At 72.6% G+C, this 17316-nt stretch carries 13 protein-coding genes; 4 read left to right on the top strand and 9 right to left on the bottom strand.

Translation table 11 applies throughout. From position 1 onward, the window contains the following. Positions 1-170 precede the first annotated feature (170 nt). The gene (locus ACFW01_RS10860; protein ID WP_384503031.1) at positions 171-2768 is read left to right on the top strand and encodes an ATP-binding protein; all 2598 of its coding nucleotides are present in this window, start codon (positions 171-173) and stop codon (positions 2766-2768) included. A gap of 75 nt (positions 2769-2843) precedes the next feature. Here ACFW01_RS10860 and nucS read toward each other — a convergent pair whose 3' ends face one another. Then, positions 2844-3515 (bottom strand): endonuclease NucS, encoded by a 672-nt coding sequence (nucS, locus tag ACFW01_RS10855; RefSeq protein ID WP_064729874.1) that lies wholly within the window; start codon positions 3513-3515, stop codon positions 2844-2846. 279 nt (positions 3516-3794) lie between these two features. Here nucS and ACFW01_RS10850 point away from each other — a divergent pair, with 279 nt between their 5' ends. Beyond that, positions 3795-4187: an SCO5389 family protein gene (locus ACFW01_RS10850; protein WP_055421911.1), complete on the top strand. Its 393-nt coding sequence runs from the start codon at positions 3795-3797 to the stop codon at positions 4185-4187. A gap of 79 nt (positions 4188-4266) precedes the next feature. Here the strand turns inward: ACFW01_RS10850 and ACFW01_RS10845 are convergent, their stop codons facing one another. Continuing rightward, a complete protein-coding gene (locus ACFW01_RS10845) occupies positions 4267-5295 on the bottom strand; it encodes an LLM class flavin-dependent oxidoreductase (RefSeq protein ID WP_234960900.1) in 1029 nt (342 codons plus the stop codon). A 212-nt stretch (positions 5296-5507) separates the two neighbouring features. On the opposite strand from ACFW01_RS10845, the gene ACFW01_RS10840 reads away from it, so the two are divergent. Continuing rightward, complete coding sequence (locus tag ACFW01_RS10840; protein ID WP_384503028.1) at positions 5508-5840, top strand: ATP/GTP-binding protein; 333 nt, start codon at positions 5508-5510, stop codon at positions 5838-5840. A gap of 6 nt (positions 5841-5846) precedes the next feature. On the opposite strand, the gene ACFW01_RS10835 is transcribed toward ACFW01_RS10840, so the two are convergent. The 7 genes from ACFW01_RS10835 to mce all read right to left on the bottom strand — a co-directional run bounded on the left by ACFW01_RS10835 (position 5847) and on the right by mce (position 15903). After that, positions 5847-6716, bottom strand: coding sequence for an ABC transporter permease (locus ACFW01_RS10835; protein ID WP_384503026.1), 870 nt, complete (start codon positions 6714-6716; stop codon positions 5847-5849). Further along, entirely contained in the window at positions 6713-8005 is a 1293-nt protein-coding gene (locus ACFW01_RS10830; RefSeq protein WP_384503024.1) for an ABC transporter ATP-binding protein, read from the bottom strand. The genes ACFW01_RS10835 and ACFW01_RS10830 overlap by 4 nt, the downstream gene beginning before the upstream one ends. Before the next feature lie 316 nt (positions 8006-8321). Further along, positions 8322-9092 (bottom strand): ABC transporter permease, encoded by a 771-nt coding sequence (locus ACFW01_RS10825; protein ID WP_234960904.1) that lies wholly within the window; start codon positions 9090-9092, stop codon positions 8322-8324. Positions 9093-9094: 2 nt separating this feature from the next. Beyond that, entirely contained in the window at positions 9095-10078 is a 984-nt protein-coding gene (locus ACFW01_RS10820; protein ID WP_384503022.1) for an ABC transporter ATP-binding protein, read from the bottom strand. 96 nt (positions 10079-10174) lie between these two features. Next, positions 10175-11107 (bottom strand): hypothetical protein, encoded by a 933-nt coding sequence (locus ACFW01_RS10815; protein WP_064729881.1) that lies wholly within the window; start codon positions 11105-11107, stop codon positions 10175-10177. A 207-nt stretch (positions 11108-11314) separates the two neighbouring features. Next, positions 11315-15229 carry a polarized growth protein Scy gene (gene scy, locus ACFW01_RS10810; protein WP_384503019.1) on the bottom strand — a complete coding sequence of 1305 codons (3915 nt, stop codon included), beginning with the start codon at positions 15227-15229 and terminating at the stop codon, positions 11315-11317. A 233-nt stretch (positions 15230-15462) separates the two neighbouring features. After that, positions 15463-15903 (bottom strand): methylmalonyl-CoA epimerase, encoded by a 441-nt coding sequence (gene mce / locus ACFW01_RS10805; RefSeq protein ID WP_234960907.1) that lies wholly within the window; start codon positions 15901-15903, stop codon positions 15463-15465. 149 nt (positions 15904-16052) lie between these two features. Between mce and ACFW01_RS10800 the strand changes: the two genes are divergently transcribed. Then, positions 16053-17258 (top strand): acetyl-CoA C-acetyltransferase, encoded by a 1206-nt coding sequence (locus tag ACFW01_RS10800; protein WP_234960908.1) that lies wholly within the window; start codon positions 16053-16055, stop codon positions 17256-17258. Positions 17259-17316 lie beyond the last annotated feature (58 nt).

Genomic DNA, 17316 nt, shown 5'->3' with positions numbered 1-17316 from the left:
GTACCCCGGGCTGTCGGAGATACTGAGCGAAGGTTTAGGGTCTGGCTGCCCGCACTTTTGCGAACCCATCGGCGGGACCGGACCAGAAGCGACAGCGCGGTGTGCGGCAAGGCCGGGAGGGTGGTCCCGACCGGGGCCCTGCACACGACGCTTTTGGGGGGCTTGAACCGATGGACCCGAACACCCGGGGACCCGAGGAGTACGGCCACGACGGCGACACGCCGCGCCCGCGCCCTCCCAGGGATCCCCTCACCTCCGACTTCGGACAGCCCGCGCTCGCCCGCACGGTGCAGCTCGTCTCCGGCGATTTCCTCCTCACCGTCAACCCCGTCGACGGCAGCGAGATCGAGGTCTGCCCGCCCGCCGAACGGCCCGCCCGCCCGGCGAAGCTCACCGCGGCCGAACGCGCGGAGACGGCCCGCGCCGCCCTGCCGCCCGTCCCGCCCGGCCCCACCAGGACCGTGCTGGGGCTGCTGGCCCGCGAGGACGAACGCGAACGCCTCGTACGACTGCTCGCCCGCGGCCGTTCCGTCCGCCTCACCGGCCCCGGCGGCTCCGGCCGCACCAGCCTCCTCGACCTCGTCGCCGAGGACTGCGCGGGCCTCGCGCCCGACGGCGTCGTCCGCCTGAACGGCTTCCACCGCACCGCCGACGACCTGCTCCACGACCTCTTCTACGCCGTCCACCGCGCGCCCCTGCACCGCCCGGGCCGGGAGGAACTGCTCGGGCACCTGCGCGAGGTCGGCGCCGTCGTCGTCCTGGACGACGTCGAGTTCGGCGGCACCGCCCTCGACGAACTGCTGGAGGCCACCCCCGAGTGCGCCTTCCTCATCGGCGCCACCCCGGACGTGCCCGCCCCCTCCGCCGACTCGGCCGTCGAGGAGGTCTCCCTCACCGGCCTGGACCGTTCGGACGGCGTGGAGCTGCTGGAGCGCGCCGCCGGCCGCGGTCTCACCGAGGAGGAGGCCAACTGGGCCGGCGACCTCTGGTTCGAGTCCGAGGGCCTGCCCCTGCGCTTCGTCCAGGCGGGTGCCCTGCTGCGCCGCCGCGACCGGCTGCGGGCCGGCGCCGACGCGGTGGACGAGTTCGGCGTCTTCGCCGACGCCCGCCCGGCCGACGACGACACGCCCTTCGACGCCGCCGAGACCGACGCCGGCGACGTGTCGCCCCTGCCGTCCCTCGGCGAGGCCGCCGCGCCCGCGCCGCTGCTCGCCTCCCGGCTGAGCGCCTCGGCGCGCGCCACCCTGGAGTTCGCGGTCGCGCTCGGCGGCGAGCTGCCCCACCAGGCGCACCTGCCCGCGCTGGTCGGCGACACCCACGCGGACGCCGCCCTCGGCGAGCTGGCCGACTGCGGACTGGTCTCGCCGGTCGGCTCTCGCTACCGGCTGGCCGCCGGAGTGCTGACCCAGCTGGAGAGCGGCGGCTACACCGACGGCGTGGGGGCCCGTGCGCTGGCCGCCGCCCAGCACTACGCCTGGTGGACCGGGCACCCCTCGGTCACCCCGGAGCGGGTCTGCGCCGAGGCCGACGCCGTGCTGGCCGCCCTCGCGGTGCTGGTGCCGACGACGACCTCGACCGCGGACGACGAGGAGAGCCCCGCCGTCCAGCTGGCCCGCACCGCGGCGCCCGCGTTCGCCGCCGGGCTGCACTGGAGCGCCTGGGAGCGGGCCCTGCGGGCCGGCACCGAGGCCTCCCGGCTCGCCGGGGACGTCGCCGAACAGGCCTACTTCCACCACGAGCTGGGCGTCCTCGCCCTCTGCGAGGACCAGCTCGACCGGGCCCGCGCCGAGCTGGAGGCGTCCATCGGGCTGCGCGGCGCGCTCTCCGACAAGCACGGCGCCGTCGCCGGCCGCCGTGCCCTCGCCCTGGTCGCCGACCGGACCGGGGACACCCCCGGCCTGGGCAGCGGTGCGGGTGCCTTCGGTGCCGTGGGGGCCGCCGCCGGATTCGGCGTCGTCGGCGCCGGCCTCGGCCCGACGGCGGGGGAGGAGGTGCCCGACGCCCGGCACGAGGAGTCGGCGTCGCCGTCCGCGGGCGTCCCCGCGCCCTTCCCGCCGCTCCAGCCGCCTCCGCAGGCCCCGACCCTGGTCACCACCAGCCGCGAGCACGCCGAGGAGCCGTCCCGCACGGTCGGCAGCGGCATCAAGGGCTTCGCCCGGCGCAACCTCGTGGCCGCCGGGGCGGGCGCGCTGCTCGTCGCCGTGCTCGGCACGGTGGTGACGCTCGGCGCCACCTCCGAGAACGACCCGGGCGACCCCTCCAACGAGGTCGGCGTCAACCCCTCGGCCAGCCAGGGCATCGACGACGGCGGCCTCGGCGCGGACCGGCCGTCCGACGACGGGCAGGGACAGGGCACCACCGGCCGGCCGAGCGACTCCGGCACGCCCAGCACATCGGGGGCACCGACGCCGACAGAGTCGGGGCAGCCCTCGGACGGACCGAGCAGTGGCGGCGACACCGACCCGGGCAACGATGAGAGCCCGGACGACCCTGGTTCGCCGAACGAGCCGAGCAAGTCGCCGAGTTCTCCCACGACGAGGCCGACGTCGCCGGACCCGACGTCGAGCGAACCGGACGACCCGTCCACCTCGCCCAGCTCACCCGACCCCAGCCCCACCCCGACGGGGTCGGAGGAACCGCCGACGTCCACGGAGGAACCGCCAGCCTCCAACAGCGCCAGCAGCACCAGTACGCCCACCGCCGCACAGAGCAGCACGGGCACGGGCACGCCCAGCGGCTCGGACCCGGCGACGGAGCAGATCATCTGAGGTCCGGGGCAGACAGGCATACGGGAGGGCCGGGTCCGCGTGTCGGACCCGGCCCTTCGGTATCGATGCTGCCGCTCAGAACAGCCGCAGCTTGTCGTCCTCGATGCCCCGCATGGCGTTGTAGTCCAGCACCTGGCAGCCGATGCCGCGGTCCGTCGCCAGCACCCGGGCCTGCGGCTTGATCTCCTGCGCGGCGAACACACCCCGCACCGGGGCGAGATGGGGATCGCGGTTCAACAGCTCCAGATAGCGCGTGAGTTGCTCCACGCCGTCGATCTCGCCGCGCCGCTTGATCTCGACCGCGACCGTCCCGCCGTCGGCATCGCGGCACAGGATGTCGACGGGGCCGATGGCCGTCATGTACTCGCGGCGGATGAGGGTGTAGCCCTCGCCCAGCGTCTCGATGCGGTCGGCGAGCAGTTCCTGGAGGTGTGCTTCCACGCCGTCCTTGATCAGGCCGGGATCGACGCCCAATTCGTGCGAGGAGTCGTGGAGGACCTCCTCCATCGTGATGATGAGCTTCTCGCCCGCCTTGTTGACGACGGTCCAGACGCCCTCCTCCTCGCCCGTTCCCTCCTTCAGGGTGCAGGGCGGCGACATCCAGTTGAGGGGCTTGTAGGCCCGGTCGTCGGCGTGGATCGAGACGCTGCCGTCCGCCTTGACCAGGATCAGGCGGGGCGCCGAGGGCAGATGGGCGGTGAGCCGCCCGGCGTAGTCGACGGAGCAGCGGGCAATGACGAGACGCATGGTCGGCAACGCTACTCGACGTGCCCGGCCCGACGCGATTCGCCCGTGCCCGGACGCCCCGAGGGCTGTCCCACTTCTCCCATTGACCCCGTCTTGCGCACTGGCCGATTGTGCGCCTACGGGATGGTGTCCATCTCGGCATTCTCCTGGTGCGGTCACGATCGGTTGCTTACGGTATTGAACGGGAGGTCGCGAACTGTGTACTCAGCGTGTTCGAAATCGCGGACTCCCTCAACTGTCCGGCAACCCCCGCCCGTCGGGGGTGCGAGAGGAGAACCCATGTCGCTCGACGTCTCACCGGCCCTACTCGAACAGGCCGAGCGAGGCGAGGTCGACGAAGCAGCCTTCGTCGACTGCGTCCGGACTTCCCTGCCCTACGCATGGGAGATGGTCAGCTCCCTGGTGGCACAGCTGAAGGTCGACGGCGGTGCGTTCGCCGACAACCAGACGCCTCCGCCGGACGAGCAGGCGCGCGGCCAGCTGCTGCGTGCGCTCGCGAGTGACGCCATACGCGGTGCACTGCAGCGGCACTTCGGGGTGCGGCTGGCCTTCCAGAACTGCCACCGGGTGGCGGTGTTCCCGTTGGACTCCTCTGTCGACGAGAAACTGACCCGCTTCACCTCGGTGCGCAGCCAGGTGCTGAACCAGTCGCCCGAGTTCCGCGACTGCTGAGGCCACGATCGTCCGCTTGCCGCTCCGTACGCGGGAGGTGCAGTTCTGTACCGGAGCGGCAAGCTCTCCGCCCATGGCCTCAGCCGAGCTGGGGGAGTACCTCGGCGCCGAGCCGCCGTACGTTGTCCTCGGTCGCCGCGAGGTCTCCGGAGCCCTCGACGAGCAGCGCGAAGCGGGAGATGCCGGTGCGCTCGGACGTGGCCGCCAGCCGGTCCGCGCAGAGCCGGGGCGTGCCCACCGGGTGCAGGCCGCAGAGCAGTTCTGTGTACGCGTGCGGGTCGCGCATCTGCCGGGCGCGGCCGTCCACCGTGACATGGGCGCCCAGCCCCTGGCGCAGCCAGCCCGGCATCGCCTTGAGCAGGGTCTCCGCCGCGTCCGTGCGCCGGTCGGCGATCTGGCAGACGCCGGCCGAGACATGAGCCGCGGCGTGGACCTCGGCGGCGGGGCGTCCGGCCGCGCGGGCGTGCCGCCGCCACAGGGCGACCATCTCCGCCTTCTCCTCGTCGCCGACGTGCATGCCCAGCAGCATCGGGAGCCCGCGCTCGGCCGCCATCCGCACGCTCGACGGCGAGGTGCAGGCGACGACGACCTCCGGGCCCGCCGCCTCCGAGAGGGCCTCCGAGGGGCGGGGCACGACGGGCACCTCGCGGAAGCTGAAGCGTTCCCCCGAGGCGCCGACGGCCGGTTCGCGCAGCCAGCGCACCAGGAGGTCGAGCGACTCCGGAAACCCCTTCTCGTACGCCTCCAGGCCCGCGCCGAAGACCTCCAGGTCCACCCACGGGCCGCCCCGGCCCACGCCCAGCGAGAACCGGCCGCCGCTCGTGACGTGCAGCAGCGCGGCCTGCTCGCCGAGCGCCACGGGATGGACGGTGGGCAGCACGCTGACCGCGGTGCCGACCCGGATGCGCCGGGTCCGGCCCAGCAGCAGCGCGGCCAGCGTCACGGCCGACGGGCACGTGCCGTACGGCACGAAGTGGTGCTCGGCCAGCCAGACCGCGTCGAGCCCGGCCTCCTCGGCGACCTCGGCCGAGCGGACCGCGCGGTGCAGCGCCTCCCCCTGACCCTGGCCCGGGAACTGGGCCCCCAACACGAAACTTCCAACGCGCATTGCCTTTTCCTGCTTCCTCGGCCCCGACACGGAGCTCCCCCACACGGCATAACCGCCTGACACGTGCCGAGGACACGGCCGGACGGAGGATTTTCCGGATTGTCTGCAGAATCGGCCGTCGTCGGCCGTCGCGGCAGGGCACGGGTACCCCCGTCCGTGCCGCGTAGGCTGGATGCCGCCCGTACTTCCTGTATAGCTCCGTGAGGTGTCCCGTGTCCCCGCGTCGCAACCGACCGAAGGAAGCCGCTTCGTCCGGCCGGAGCGCCGAGGACGACGGCGCCGGCCGCTACGGCGGCTGGCAGTCGTCGGAGGACTGGCAGGGCGAGGAGTGGAACGTACGGCACGTGGCGGGCGCGAGCGCGCGGGGGAAGGCGTACCGCTGCCCGGGCTGCGACCAGTTGATTCCGGACGGCGTCTCGCACGTGGTGGCCTGGCCCGCGCACTCGGGGGTCGACGAGCGCCGGCACTGGCACAAGGCGTGCTGGAACGCGAAGGACCGCCGCACCACGCGGGTGCAGCGGTCCCGTAACGCGCCGAAGTTCTGAGCCGGGTCAGACGTCCCGCTTCTCCAGCAGGGCGAAGGCGCCGGCGAACGCGGCCGCGGTCACCCCGAGCACGATCCACAGCGGGTCCCAGCCCGAGGGGCCGGACTCGGACAGCGAGTTGGCGTAGAAGATGCTCATCTGGTTCGGGATCGAGTACTCGAACAGCGCCTGCTGCACGTCCTTCAGGGACTCCGAGAACATGAACAGCGCGATCACCAGCGGCGCGAGCAGCACGCCGATCATGATGGTGATGGCGCCCGCCGAGTGCCGGATGACCGAGCCGACGGCCAGCGAGAGCAGGCCGAGCAGCGCGATGTACAGCGAGACGCCGACGGTGCCCTTCAGCCACTCCGAGCCGGTGGGCTCGGCCGCCCCGTTGCCCTCCAGCATCGCCACGTGCGCGAGGCCGACCAGCGTCGCGGAGACCAGGGTCACCACGAAGGCCACCAGGAAGAAGACGATCGCCTTCGCCGTCAGCACCCGGCCGCGGCTGGGACAGGCGGTCATCGTCGTACGGATCATGCCGGTGCCGTACTCCGAGGCGGTGGTCATCACGCCGAGCGTGATGACGCAGATGCTGCCGAGCAGCAGCCCGAAGAAGCCGAGGCTCAGCGCGCTCTCGCCGGCCAGGTCGGTGGACGAGCTCGCCACCACCGCGCCGGTCAGCAGGCCGATGCCGATGACCAGCAGGACGAACACGCCCAGCGTCCACATCGTCGAGCGCACCGACTTGATCTTCGTCCACTCGGAGGCGAGCGCGTGCACGAGGCTGGTGCGCACCACCGGGATCGGCGACGTGTAGGTGGGGTACGGCGAACCGGGCGCCGCCTGCCAGTCGGGGGCGGCCTGAGGGGTCGGGGGCTGGGGCGTGCTCATCGGGCGTCCTCGGGCTTGGTCGGGTCGGTGACGGGCGCGGAGGCGGGCAGCGGCGCGGGGTCGGCGGGCGGCGCCGGGGCCGGAGCGGCGGCCTGCGGGGCCTGAGGCGTCTGCGGTGCCTGCGGGGGCTGGGGTGCCTGAGGCGCCTGAGGCGCCGCGTACGGGTTGGCCGGCTGCGCGCCGGCGCCGGGCGCGGCCGGGGCGCCGTACGGTCCCGTCGGGGCCTGGCCCGGCGCGCCCTGCGGCGCGAAGGGCTGACCGCCCTGCTGGGGCGGCGGCGGGGCGTACCAGCCGGGCTGTCCCTGGCCGGGCACCGGCATCGGCGGCTGCGCGCCCGGCGGCAGCGGCTGCTGGAGACCCGCTTTCTGGTCCGCGGTCGACCGGTAGTCGACGGCGCCCTGCGTCATCCGCATGTACGCCTCCTCCAGGGACGCCTGGTGCGGCGACAGCTCCCACAGACGTACGTCACTGCCGTGCGCGATGTCGCTGATCCGGGGGAGCGCGAGGCCGGTCACGCGCAGCGCGCCGTCCTGCTCGGGCAGCACGTGGCCGCCCGCCTCGGTCAGCGCGGAGGTCAGCTTCTCGCGCAGCTGCGGGTCGGTGTCCGGCGTCCGCACGCGCGCGAAGTCGGCGGAGTTGGCCGAGATGAACTCCGTCACGCTCATGTCGGCGAGCAGCTGGCCGCGCCCGATGACGATCAGGTGGTCCGCGGTCAGCGCCATCTCGCTCATCAGGTGCGAGGAGACGAAGACGGTACGGCCCTCCGCCGCGAGCGCCTTCATCAGGTTGCGCACCCAGTGGATGCCCTCGGGGTCGAGGCCGTTGACCGGCTCGTCGAAGAGCAGCACCTGGGGGTCGCCGAGCAGCGCCGCCGCGATGCCGAGCCGCTGGCCCATACCGAGCGAGAAGCCCTTGGAGCGCCGCTTGGCCACGTCCTGGAGGCCGACCACGCCGAGTACCTCGTCCACCCGCCGGGCGGGGATGCCGGAGAGCTGGGCCAGGCTCAGCAGGTGGTTGCGGGCGGACCGGCCGCCGTGCACCGCCTTGGCGTCCAGCAGCGCACCGACGTGCCGCGCGGCGTTCGGCAGCCTGCGGTACGGGTGGCCCCCGATCGTCACGTGACCCGCGGTGGGGTTGTCCAGGCCGAGGATCATCCGCATCGTCGTCGACTTGCCCGAGCCGTTGGGCCCGAGGAAGCCGGTGACGGCACCGGGCCGCACCTGGAAGGAGAGGTTGTACACGGCGGTCTTGTCGCCGTATCGCTTGGTCAGGCCGACAGCCTCGATCATGCTCCGCACCCATCGAAAGGTTCAGGACAGCAGGGCACACGCCCCCGTAAGGGTTAGGAGGATATCCAGGCGCTGACGGTTCCGTTCAAGCCCGGGCAAAATCCGACGCCCCACGGAACCCTTTCCGCACCGGTCCGACCGGCCCGGAACCACCCGCGGATCACGCCGCGGAGGCGGGGTCATGCCCGCCCACCTGCGGCGTTGCGGTCCCCGACTGCGGCAGCGCGCGGCCCCAGGGCAACCGGATCCATCAGCCCTCGCCCACGGCTCCGCCGAAGCGCCGGGCGCCTCCCTCCCAGCCGCTCCGCCGGAGGCCCTAGGCGTCCCGTCGCTTCAGCACCACGTACCCCCCGACGAGGGACGCGATCACCCACAGGACCATGATCCCGAGGCCGCCCCACGGGCCGTAGGGGACGTCGTCGTCGATCGGGGTGACCACCTGCATGATCTTGCTGCCGGCCTGGTCGGGCAGGAAGCGGCCGACCTTCTCGGTGGCCGGGACGTTGCCCAGGATGTTGGAGATCAGGAAGAAGAACGGCATCAGGATGCCCAGCGACAGCATCGGGGAGCGCAGCATCGCCGCCACGCCCATCGAGAACATCGCGATGAGGGTCATGTAGAGGCCGCCGCCGATCACCGCGCGCAGCACACCCGGGTCGCCGATCGACGCCTTGAGGTCGCCGAGCATCGCCTGCCCGAGGAAGAAGGTCGCGAAGCTGGTGATCATGGCCACGACGAAGGCGAGCACGGTGGCCACCGCGATCTTGCTGAACAGGAACCTGCCGCGCCGCGGCACCGCCGACAGCGAGGTGCGGATCATGCCCGAGCTGTACTCGTTGCCCACCACCAGCACGCCGAACACGATCATCGCCAGCTGGCCGAGGCTGGTGCCGGCGAAGCTGATGAAGGTCGGGTCGAAGGAGAGCTGGTCCCGCTCGCTCATGCCGTCGAACTCGCTCTTCGACAGCGCCGAGATCAGCATGCCGAGGGCGATGGTGACGACCACGGCGAGGGACAGCGTCCACACCGTGGACGCGACCGAACGGATCTTGGTCCACTCCGACCGGACGACCTGTGCCGTCGCCATGCTCATCCCCTCTTCCAGTCGCTGCCCCACGGCTGCTGCGGCTGTTGCTGTTGTTGCGGCGGCACCGGCCCGGCCGGCTGCCCGTCGTGCGCGTGGTACTCCACGGACTCCGCGGTCAGCTGCATGAACGCCTCCTCCAGCGAGGCCCGCTGCGGGCTCAGCTCGTACAGCACGACCTGGTTGCGCGCCGCCAGCTCACCGACGGCCTCCGACTTGTCGCCGTCCACCTCCAGCACCTCGGCGCCGGTGTCGGCGACCTCGATGCCGGCACCGTGCAGCGCGTCGAGCAGCCGCTCGCGGTGCGGGGTGCGGATCCGGACGAAACTGCGCGAGTTCTCCGCGATGAAGTCGGCCATCGACGTGTCCGCGAGCAGTCTGCCCTGGCCGATGACCACCAGGTGGTCCGCGGTCAGCGCCATCTCGCTCATCAGGTGGGAGGAGACGAAGACCGTGCGCCCCTGCGCGGCCAGAGTCTTCATCAGATTGCGGATCCAGTGGATGCCCTCGGGGTCGAGGCCGTTGACCGGCTCGTCGAACATCAGGATCCGCGGGTCGCCGAGCAGCGCCCCGGCGATGCCGAGCCGCTGTCCCATGCCGAGGGAGAACCCCTTCGTCTTCTTCCTGGCCACCGCCGACAGCCCCACCGTGTCCAGCACCTCGCGGACCCGGGTCGCCGGGATGCCGTTGCTCTGCGCCAGGCACAGCAGGTGGTTGTAGGCGCTGCGCCCGCCGTGCCACGCCTTGGCCTCCAGCAGCGCCCCGATGTACGTCAGCGGGTCCGTCAGCTGGTCGTAGTGCTTGCCGTCGATCCGCACGTCCCCGGCGGTCGGCCGGTCCAGGCCCAGCACCATGCGCATGGTGGTGGACTTGCCCGCCCCGTTGGGGCCGAGAAAGCCCGTGATGATGCCGGGTCTTACGGTGAAGGAGAGATTGTTGACCGCCACCTTCTCGCCGTACCGCTTGGTCAGCCCCTCGAGCTCGATCATGGCGCCCACGCTAGAACGGGACGAGGCCCACTGCCACCCCAGTGACAGAAGGCCTCGTCCTTTGTTCCGCTTGTGTTCCGCCGCGGTACGACCGCGTCAGCGGGACTGCTGGGCCGGCACCCCGCGGGAGACCGACTCGTCCTCGGCCGGCGTACCGGCGGCCACCGCGGCGCCCGTGAGGGACGCCAGCATCTCGCGCACGTTGGTGAGCTGCGCGTTGATGGAGTCGCGGCGGTTGGTGAGGGCGGCCAGCTCGCGCTCCGACTCCGAACGGATCCGGTCGGCCTTGGCGTTGGCGTCGGCCACGATGTCCTCGGACTGGCGCTGCGCCGTCTCGACGGTCTGGCGGGCCCGGCGCTCGGCGTCCGTGCGCAGCTTCTCCGCCTCCAGGCGCAGCTGCTCCGCGCGGTGCTCGATCTCCGCGAGGCGCTTCTCGGCCTTGGCCTGACGGGAGGCCAGGTCACGCTCGGACTGCTCGCGGCGCTTGGCCAGGTTCGTCTCGAAGTCGGCCGCGGCCTGGGCGGCCTTGGCGCGGGTCTCCTCGAACAGGGCGTCCGCCTCGTCGCGCTTGGACTGCGCGTCCTTCTGCGCCTCGGAACGGAGCTGCGAGGCGTCGCCCTTCGCCTTCTCGACGATCCGGACGCCCTCGTCCTCGGCCTTGGCCTTGCGCTCCGCGGCGTAGGACTCCGCGTCGTTGCGCACCTGCTGGGCCGAGGACTCGGCCAGCTCGCGGTGCTGCTCGGCCGCGCGACGGGCCTCCTCGCGCAGGTCCTTCGCCTCTTCCTCGGCGAGCCGCAGGATCTTCTCGACCCGGGCACCGAGACCGGCGTACGACGGTTCGGCGTCGTTGACCTGGGCCTGGGCGTTCTGGGTCTCGAGGTGAAGCTCCTCGATGCGCTTTTCCAGAGCGGTGATGCGGGCGAGAGCGCTGTCACGGTCGGAGACGAGCTTGGAGATGCGTTCGTCCACCTGAGCGCGGTCGTACCCACGCCGCACAAGCTCGAAGCCGTAGGGGGAAGTGTCGCTCATGGGGTTCCTGTCGAAAGAGACCGGGTGAGGTGATAGAGGGAATCCTAGGCGCCAATGCGGTGTGTCATCGAGCGGATGCGCGTTTGATACGGAGAATGACACCTCTTTTGAGTGGCTGACCCGCGGATGGCTTGCCAAAGTTCTGGTCAAGGGTCTGACCCGGAGTCGGCCAAAGACCTCCAGGAGACACCGAAACCACCCCGCACGCTAGCCGTCTGACGACTTGCCACCCGAACGTGGGGCGCCCACCGTGGCTCCGGCCTTCACCCCGTTCTCCTTGGCCCCCGCCGGCGTCTCGAAGGACTCCAGCGCCTCCAGCACGTCCTGCACCCGGGAGATCTCCGCGTTGATGTCCTCGCGGCGCCGCACCAGGACCTCCAGCTCCCGCTTGCCCTCGTCGACCGTGCGCCGGGCCTCCTGGACCGCCTCGGCCTTCAGCTCCTCGGCCTCCCGGACCAGGGTGGCCTTCTTCTGCTCGGCCTCCTTGAGCAGCCCCTCGGCCTTCTTCACGGCGGCGATGCGTACCTTGCCCGCCTCGGAGTTCGCCTCTGACACCAGCTCCTTGGCCTTCGCCTCCGCCTTGGCCAGCTGCTCCTCGGCGGCCTTGATGAGCGCGTCGCAGCGGTCGCCCGCCGACTTCATGGTCTCCGCGGCCTCGCGGCGCGCCCGCTCGTGCAGTTCCTCGATCTCGGACGTGAGACGCTCGCGCAGCTCCTCCGCGCGCTCCCTTATGGCGGTCGCGTCCCGGCGGGCGCCGACCAGCAGCTCGTCCGCGTCCGTACGGGCCTTCTCCACCCGGGTGTTGCCCTCGACCGTCGCCTCCGAGACGAGCCGGTCGGCCTCCGCGCGGGCCGCGCCGACCATCGTGTCGGCCTGCGACTCGGCCTCCGCGGTGGTCTTCTGGGCCTGCTGCTGCGCCTCGGAGAGCAGCTTGTCCGCCTCGGACGTGGTCTCCGTGATGAGCGTGTCGACCTGCTCGGCCGCCTCCGAACGCCGCTTGTTGGCGTCCTTGCGGGCCTCGTCCAGGGTGCGGTCGGCCTCCTCGCGGGCGGCCGTGGTGACCCGCTCCGCCTCCGCCGCGGCCTCGGCACGGACCCGGTCGGCCTCGGTGCGGATCCGCTCGGCGTGCTGCTGGGCGGACCCGACGGTGTCGGCGGCCTCGGCCCGCAGCCGCTCCGCCTCCCCGGTGGCGTCCGAGAGGAGCCGCTCGGCCCGGGCGCCCGCCTCGGCCCGCACCCGCTCCGCCTCGCTCGACGCCTCCGTACGGACGCGCTCCGCCTCCGCGACCGTCTCCGTCCGGAGCCGGTCGGTCTCGGCCACCGTCTGCGTGGTGAGCCGCTCCGCCTCGGCGCTCGCCTCGGTGATCAGGGTGTCCGCCTGCGTCGCCGCGTCGGACCGGATGCGGTTGGCGTCCTCGCGGGCGTCCGCCCGGGTGCGCGACGCCGCCTGCTCGGCCTCGGCGATGGCGTCGGAGGCCTCGGTGCGCACCCGCTGGGCGTGCTCCGAGACGTCCGCGCGGATCCGGTCGGCCTCCGCGATGGCCTCGGACACCGTCCGCTCGGCCAGCGTCTTGGCTGCCTCGGTCTCCTCCCGCGCCTCGCGCCGCAGCCGTCCGGCGTCCTCGCCCGCCCGCTCCCGCTCGGCGTGGGCGTCGGCGCGGACCCGGTCCGCCTCCTGCTCGGCCTCGTTCCGGGTGCGCTCCGCCGCGTGCTCGGCGGCGCTGCGCAGTCCGGTGATCTCCTCCTGGGCCTGCTCGTGCAGCCCGGCGACGGAGTCCCGCACCTGCTGCGCGTGCTGCTCGGCGGCCGACACCATCTCGGTCGCGCGCCGGTCGGCCTCCTCGACCAGCCGCACCGCCTCGGCCTGCGCCTCCTCCACGCGGTTGCGCGCCGAGGCCAGCAGCTCCTCGCTCTGCTCGCGGGCCCGCTCGCGCTCCTGGTCGGCCTCCTGCCGGGCGGACCCGAGCAGTTCCTCCGCCTCGCGGCGGCGCCGGGCGGCCTCCTCCTGGGCGGCGCCCAGCGCCTCCGACGCCTCGGCGGCGATGCGCTCGGCCGCGGTCTGCGCCTCCGCGCGGACCCGGTCGGCGCTCTCCTGCGCCTCCGACTTCAGCCGCTCGGCCTCGGCGGCCGCCTCCGACCGCAGCCGTACGGCGACGGACTCGCCCTCCGCGCGGGAGGCGGACGCGTCGGCGGCGGCCTCGGTGCGCAGCCGCTCGGCCTCCGTCTCGGCCTGCTGCTGGAGCGTACGGATCCGCTCCGCGGCCTCGGTGCGCAGCCGTTCGCTCTCCTCGGCGGCCTCCCGGCGGAGCCGCGCGCCCTCCTCGCGGGCCTCGGTCAGCGCCTCCTCGGCGGCCGTGCGGTGCTCCTCGGCCTCCGTGTGCAGCCGCGTCAGGTCCTCGGCGGCCTCCGTCTTACGGGCCTCGACGGCGCGCTCGGTCTCCTCGCGCAGCTCGCGGGCGGCCCGCTCGGCCTCCGCCTGGAGCTCCTCGGCGCGTTCGGCGGCCTCCGTGCGGTGCCGCTCGGCCTCCGCGCGGGTGCGCTCCAGGGTCTCCTCGGCCTGCCGGCGCAGGGTGGTGGCCCGCTCGATGGCTTCGGTGCGGACCTTCTCGCTGTCCGCCGTCGCGGTCTGCCGCAGCTCGTCGGCGTCGGCCTTGGCCTTGGCGAGCAGCTCCTCGGCGGTCTTCGCCGCCTCCTCGATCTGCGCCACGGCTTCCTTGCGGGCCTCGGCGCGGATCTTCTCGCCCTCGGCGACCGCGTCGGCGCGCAGCTGCTCGGCCTCGCCGCGCAGCCGGCGCGCCTCCTCCTGCAGCTCGACCGTCTTGGCGCGGTACTCCTTGGTGTCGTCCTTCGCCGCGCCCTTGAGCTCCGTGGCGATGTCGTGCGCCTCGGCGCGCAGCCGGTCCGCCTCGGCCTCGGCCTCGGTGCGGATCCGCTCGGCCTCCTCGGTGGCGGCCTTCGTGGTCCGCCTGGCGTCCTCGGACGCCTTGTTCAGCACGTCCTCGGCGGTCTTGGCCGCCTTGGACAGCTGGGTGGCCGACTCCTCGGCGGTGAGCGTACGGGCCTTCTCGGCGGCCTCGGCGACGATCCGCTCGGCCTCGGCGCGGGCGTCCGCGACCAGCTGCTCGGCCTCGGACCTGGTGTTCTCGGCGTCCTTGGTGGCCTCGCCGACCAGCCGGGCGACCTGCTCCTTGGCGGTGCGGGTGCGCTGTTCGTTGGTCGCCTCGGCGCCGGCCAGCGCCTTGGCCGCCGACTCCTTCGCCTCGGCGACCACCTTCTCGGCCTCGGCCTGCGCCTTGCGCAGCGCCTCCTCGGCCTCCGTCATGCGCCGCTCGGCGGCCCGGCTCAGCTCCTGGGACTGGCGCCGCGCGGACTCCGACTCGTCGGCGGTGGAGGTGCGCAGCTGCTCCGCGTGGTCGGTGGCCTCCTGGGCCTGGGTGGAGGCGGCGTTCAGCAGCCGCTCCGCGTCGGTGCGGGCGCGGCGCAGGATCTGCTCGGCCTCGGCGCGGGCGCTCTCGGCGTCGTCGGTCAGCCGCTGCCGGGCCTCGGAGGTCAGCCGCTCGGCCTCGGCGCGGGCGGTGGCCAGGGACTGCTCGGCCTCGGTGCGGGACTCGTCGAGGAGGCGGCGGGCCTGCTGCTCGGTGCGGGCGCGCAGCTGCTCCGCCCAGGCCACGTTCTCGTTGACGTGCGACTCGACGGTCTGCCGGCGCTCGGCCAGCTCCTGGTCCAGCTGCTGGCGGCGGGTCACCGCCTCCTGGTGCAGCTCCGCCTGGAGCCGGGCGGCCTGCTCGGCGTGCTCCTGGAGGATGCGCTGGGTCTGCGCCCGGGCCTGGCTCAGCTCCCGCTCGGCGTCCGAGCGCAGCTGGTCGGCCTGCGTCTGCGCGTTGCGCAGCAACTGCTCGGCCTGGTACCCGATGTCACCGCCGTCGAAGGCGGGCCGGGACATGATGGTGCGCCGCGCCTCGTGCAACTTGGCGCGCAGCACCTCGACCTGGTAGCCGAGGTCCTCGGCGTGCTGGATCGCCTTTTCCCGCTCGGTCTTCAGCCGCTTCATCTCGGCCTCGAACCGAGAGAGGTGGTCGACGTCAGCCGCCGGCTCTCGCTCCTGGCTCTCGTAGCCCCGCACTGCGCGGTCCCATCCGTCCCCTGGTCGCAAATCTTCCCGACTGAGCTCCGTCCGTCCGACGGACGGGGCCCCCGGGGAATGGTGTCAGATCAACGGCGGGGCATGTGCCGCTGCCCCGTCGCCCGCCCCCCGAAACACGACCCCGGCGATCCCGCCGTCGCCGACGACAGGACCGGGTCACCCTGGATTGAGCGGCGACCGCACCCAACCCTACCGGCCCCTATGTACGGGAGTCAGTGCTCAGGTGTCTCAACGGCCGCCGAAGTGACCAGTTCTGTCAGTACGCCATGGCAGTCCTTGGGGTGCAGGAAAGTGATCCGCGACCCCATGGAACCCCGCCGGGGCTCGTCGTACAGAACGCGTACGCCCTTCTCCCGGATGTCCGCGGCGTCCGCGTCGACATCCGCCGTACCGAAGGCGATGTGGTGGACGCCCTCGCCGTTCTTCGCCAGCCACTTGCCGACCGCGGAGTCCTCGCGGGTGGGCTCGAGAAGCTGGAGGTACGACGCTCCGCCGTCCGACGTATCGTTGATCTTGAGCATGGCCTCCCGGACGCCCTGTTCCTCGTTGACCTCGGTGTGGAACACCTCGAAGCCGTAGGTGGCACGGTAGAACTCGACGGTGGTGTCGAGGTCGCGGCAGGCGATTCCGATGTGGTCGATTCGCGTCAGCATGGATTCAGTGCAGCGCTCCGGAGGTGGTTACGCAACGTGCGCGCGATCACACCGACCGCCGGGTGACGGGCGGGATACCGCTCAGTACATTCGAGTAAACCCTCGTTCACTCCTCGGCCTGTGCGGGCCGGAAAAGGGGATCGCAGCTCATGTCTTCTGCAACGAACGGCACGACCTCCGTCATCGTCGCGGGTGCCCGCACCCCGATGGGACGGCTGCTCGGCTCGCTGAAGTCCTTCTCCGGGGCCGACCTCGGCGGTTTCGCCATCAAGGCGGCCCTGGAGCGCGCGGGCGTCACCGGCGACCAGGTCCAGTACGTGATCATGGGCCAGGTGCTCCAGGCGGGCGCCGGGCAGATTCCCGCCCGCCAGGCCGCCGTCAAGGCCGGCATTCCCATGAACGTCCCGGCGCTCACGATCAACAAGGTGTGCCTCTCCGGCCTCGACGCCATCGCCCTCGCCGACCAGCTCATTCGCGCGGGTGAATTCGACGTGGTCGTGGCCGGCGGCCAGGAGTCCATGACCAACGCCCCGCACCTGCTGCCCAAGTCCCGCGAGGGCTACAAGTACGGCGCGGTCCAGATGATCGACGCCATGGCGTACGACGGCCTGACCGACTCCTTCGAGAACGTCGCCATGGGCGAGTCCACCGAGCACCACAACACTCGCCTCGGCATCGAGCGCGGCCCCCAGGACGAGATCGCTGCCCTGTCCCACCAGCGCGCCGCGGCCGCCCAGAAGAACGGCGTGTACGACGCCGAGATCACCCCGGTCGAGATCCCGCAGCGCAAGGGCGACCCGGTGGTCTTCAGCAAGGACGAGGGCATCCGCGGCGACACCACCGCGGAGTCGCTGGGCAAGCTCCGGCCGGCGTTCTCCAAGGAGGGCACGATCACCGCCGGCTCCTCCTCGCAGATCTCCGACGGCGCCGCCGCCGTGGTCGTGATGAGCAGGGCGAAGGCCGAGGAGCTGGGCCTGGAGTGGATCGCCGAGATCGGCGCGCACGGCAACGTCGCGGGACCGGACAACTCTTTGCAGTCGCAGCCCTCCAACGCCATCCGGCACGCGCTGAAGAAGGAGGGCCTGGAGGTCGGCGACCTCGACCTGATCGAGATCAACGAGGCCTTCGCGGCCGTCGCCGTGCAGTCAATGAAGGACCTCGGCGTGTCCACCGAAAAGGTGAACGTCAACGGCGGGGCCATCGCGCTGGGCCATCCGATCGGCATGTCCGGCGCCCGGCTGGTGCTGCACCTGGCGCTGGAGCTGGGCCGGCGCGGCGGCGGGGTCGGCGCGGCGGCCCTGTGCGGCGGTGGCGGCCAGGGCGACGCGCTGATCATCCGGGTCCCGAAGGCCTGAGCGCGCCCGTACGGCGTCTCAGGAACCCAGTCAACGCAGTCGAACGCAGTCGATACGC

The sequence above is a fragment of the Streptomyces sp. NPDC058985 genome (genome assembly GCF_042740985.1).
In the GTDB taxonomy this organism is placed as follows: domain Bacteria; phylum Actinomycetota; class Actinomycetes; order Streptomycetales; family Streptomycetaceae; genus Streptomyces.
Note: the sequence above shows the minus strand (reverse complement) of the source record. Positions and strands in the feature narration are given on the sequence as shown.

What these genes read in the sequence shown, in the direction of transcription:
- ACFW01_RS10860 (WP_384503031.1), top strand. Translation starts at nt 171, where the DNA reads ATGGACCCGAACACCCGGGGACCCGAGGAGTACGGCCACGACGGCGAC.
- nucS (WP_064729874.1), bottom strand. Translation starts at nt 3,515, where the DNA reads ATGCGTCTCGTCATTGCCCGCTGCTCCGTCGACTACGCCGGGCGGCTC.
- ACFW01_RS10850 (WP_055421911.1), top strand. Translation starts at nt 3,795, where the DNA reads ATGTCGCTCGACGTCTCACCGGCCCTACTCGAACAGGCCGAGCGAGGC.
- ACFW01_RS10845 (WP_234960900.1), bottom strand. Translation starts at nt 5,295, where the DNA reads ATGCGCGTTGGAAGTTTCGTGTTGGGGGCCCAGTTCCCGGGCCAGGGT.
- ACFW01_RS10835 (WP_384503026.1), bottom strand. Translation starts at nt 6,716, where the DNA reads ATGAGCACGCCCCAGCCCCCGACCCCTCAGGCCGCCCCCGACTGGCAG.
- ACFW01_RS10830 (WP_384503024.1), bottom strand. Translation starts at nt 8,005, where the DNA reads ATGATCGAGGCTGTCGGCCTGACCAAGCGATACGGCGACAAGACCGCC.
- ACFW01_RS10825 (WP_234960904.1), bottom strand. Translation starts at nt 9,092, where the DNA reads ATGGCGACGGCACAGGTCGTCCGGTCGGAGTGGACCAAGATCCGTTCG.
- ACFW01_RS10820 (WP_384503022.1), bottom strand. Translation starts at nt 10,078, where the DNA reads ATGATCGAGCTCGAGGGGCTGACCAAGCGGTACGGCGAGAAGGTGGCG.
- ACFW01_RS10815 (WP_064729881.1), bottom strand. Translation starts at nt 11,107, where the DNA reads ATGAGCGACACTTCCCCCTACGGCTTCGAGCTTGTGCGGCGTGGGTAC.
- mce (WP_234960907.1), bottom strand. Translation starts at nt 15,903, where the DNA reads ATGCTGACGCGAATCGACCACATCGGAATCGCCTGCCGCGACCTCGAC.
- ACFW01_RS10800 (WP_234960908.1), top strand. Translation starts at nt 16,053, where the DNA reads ATGTCTTCTGCAACGAACGGCACGACCTCCGTCATCGTCGCGGGTGCC.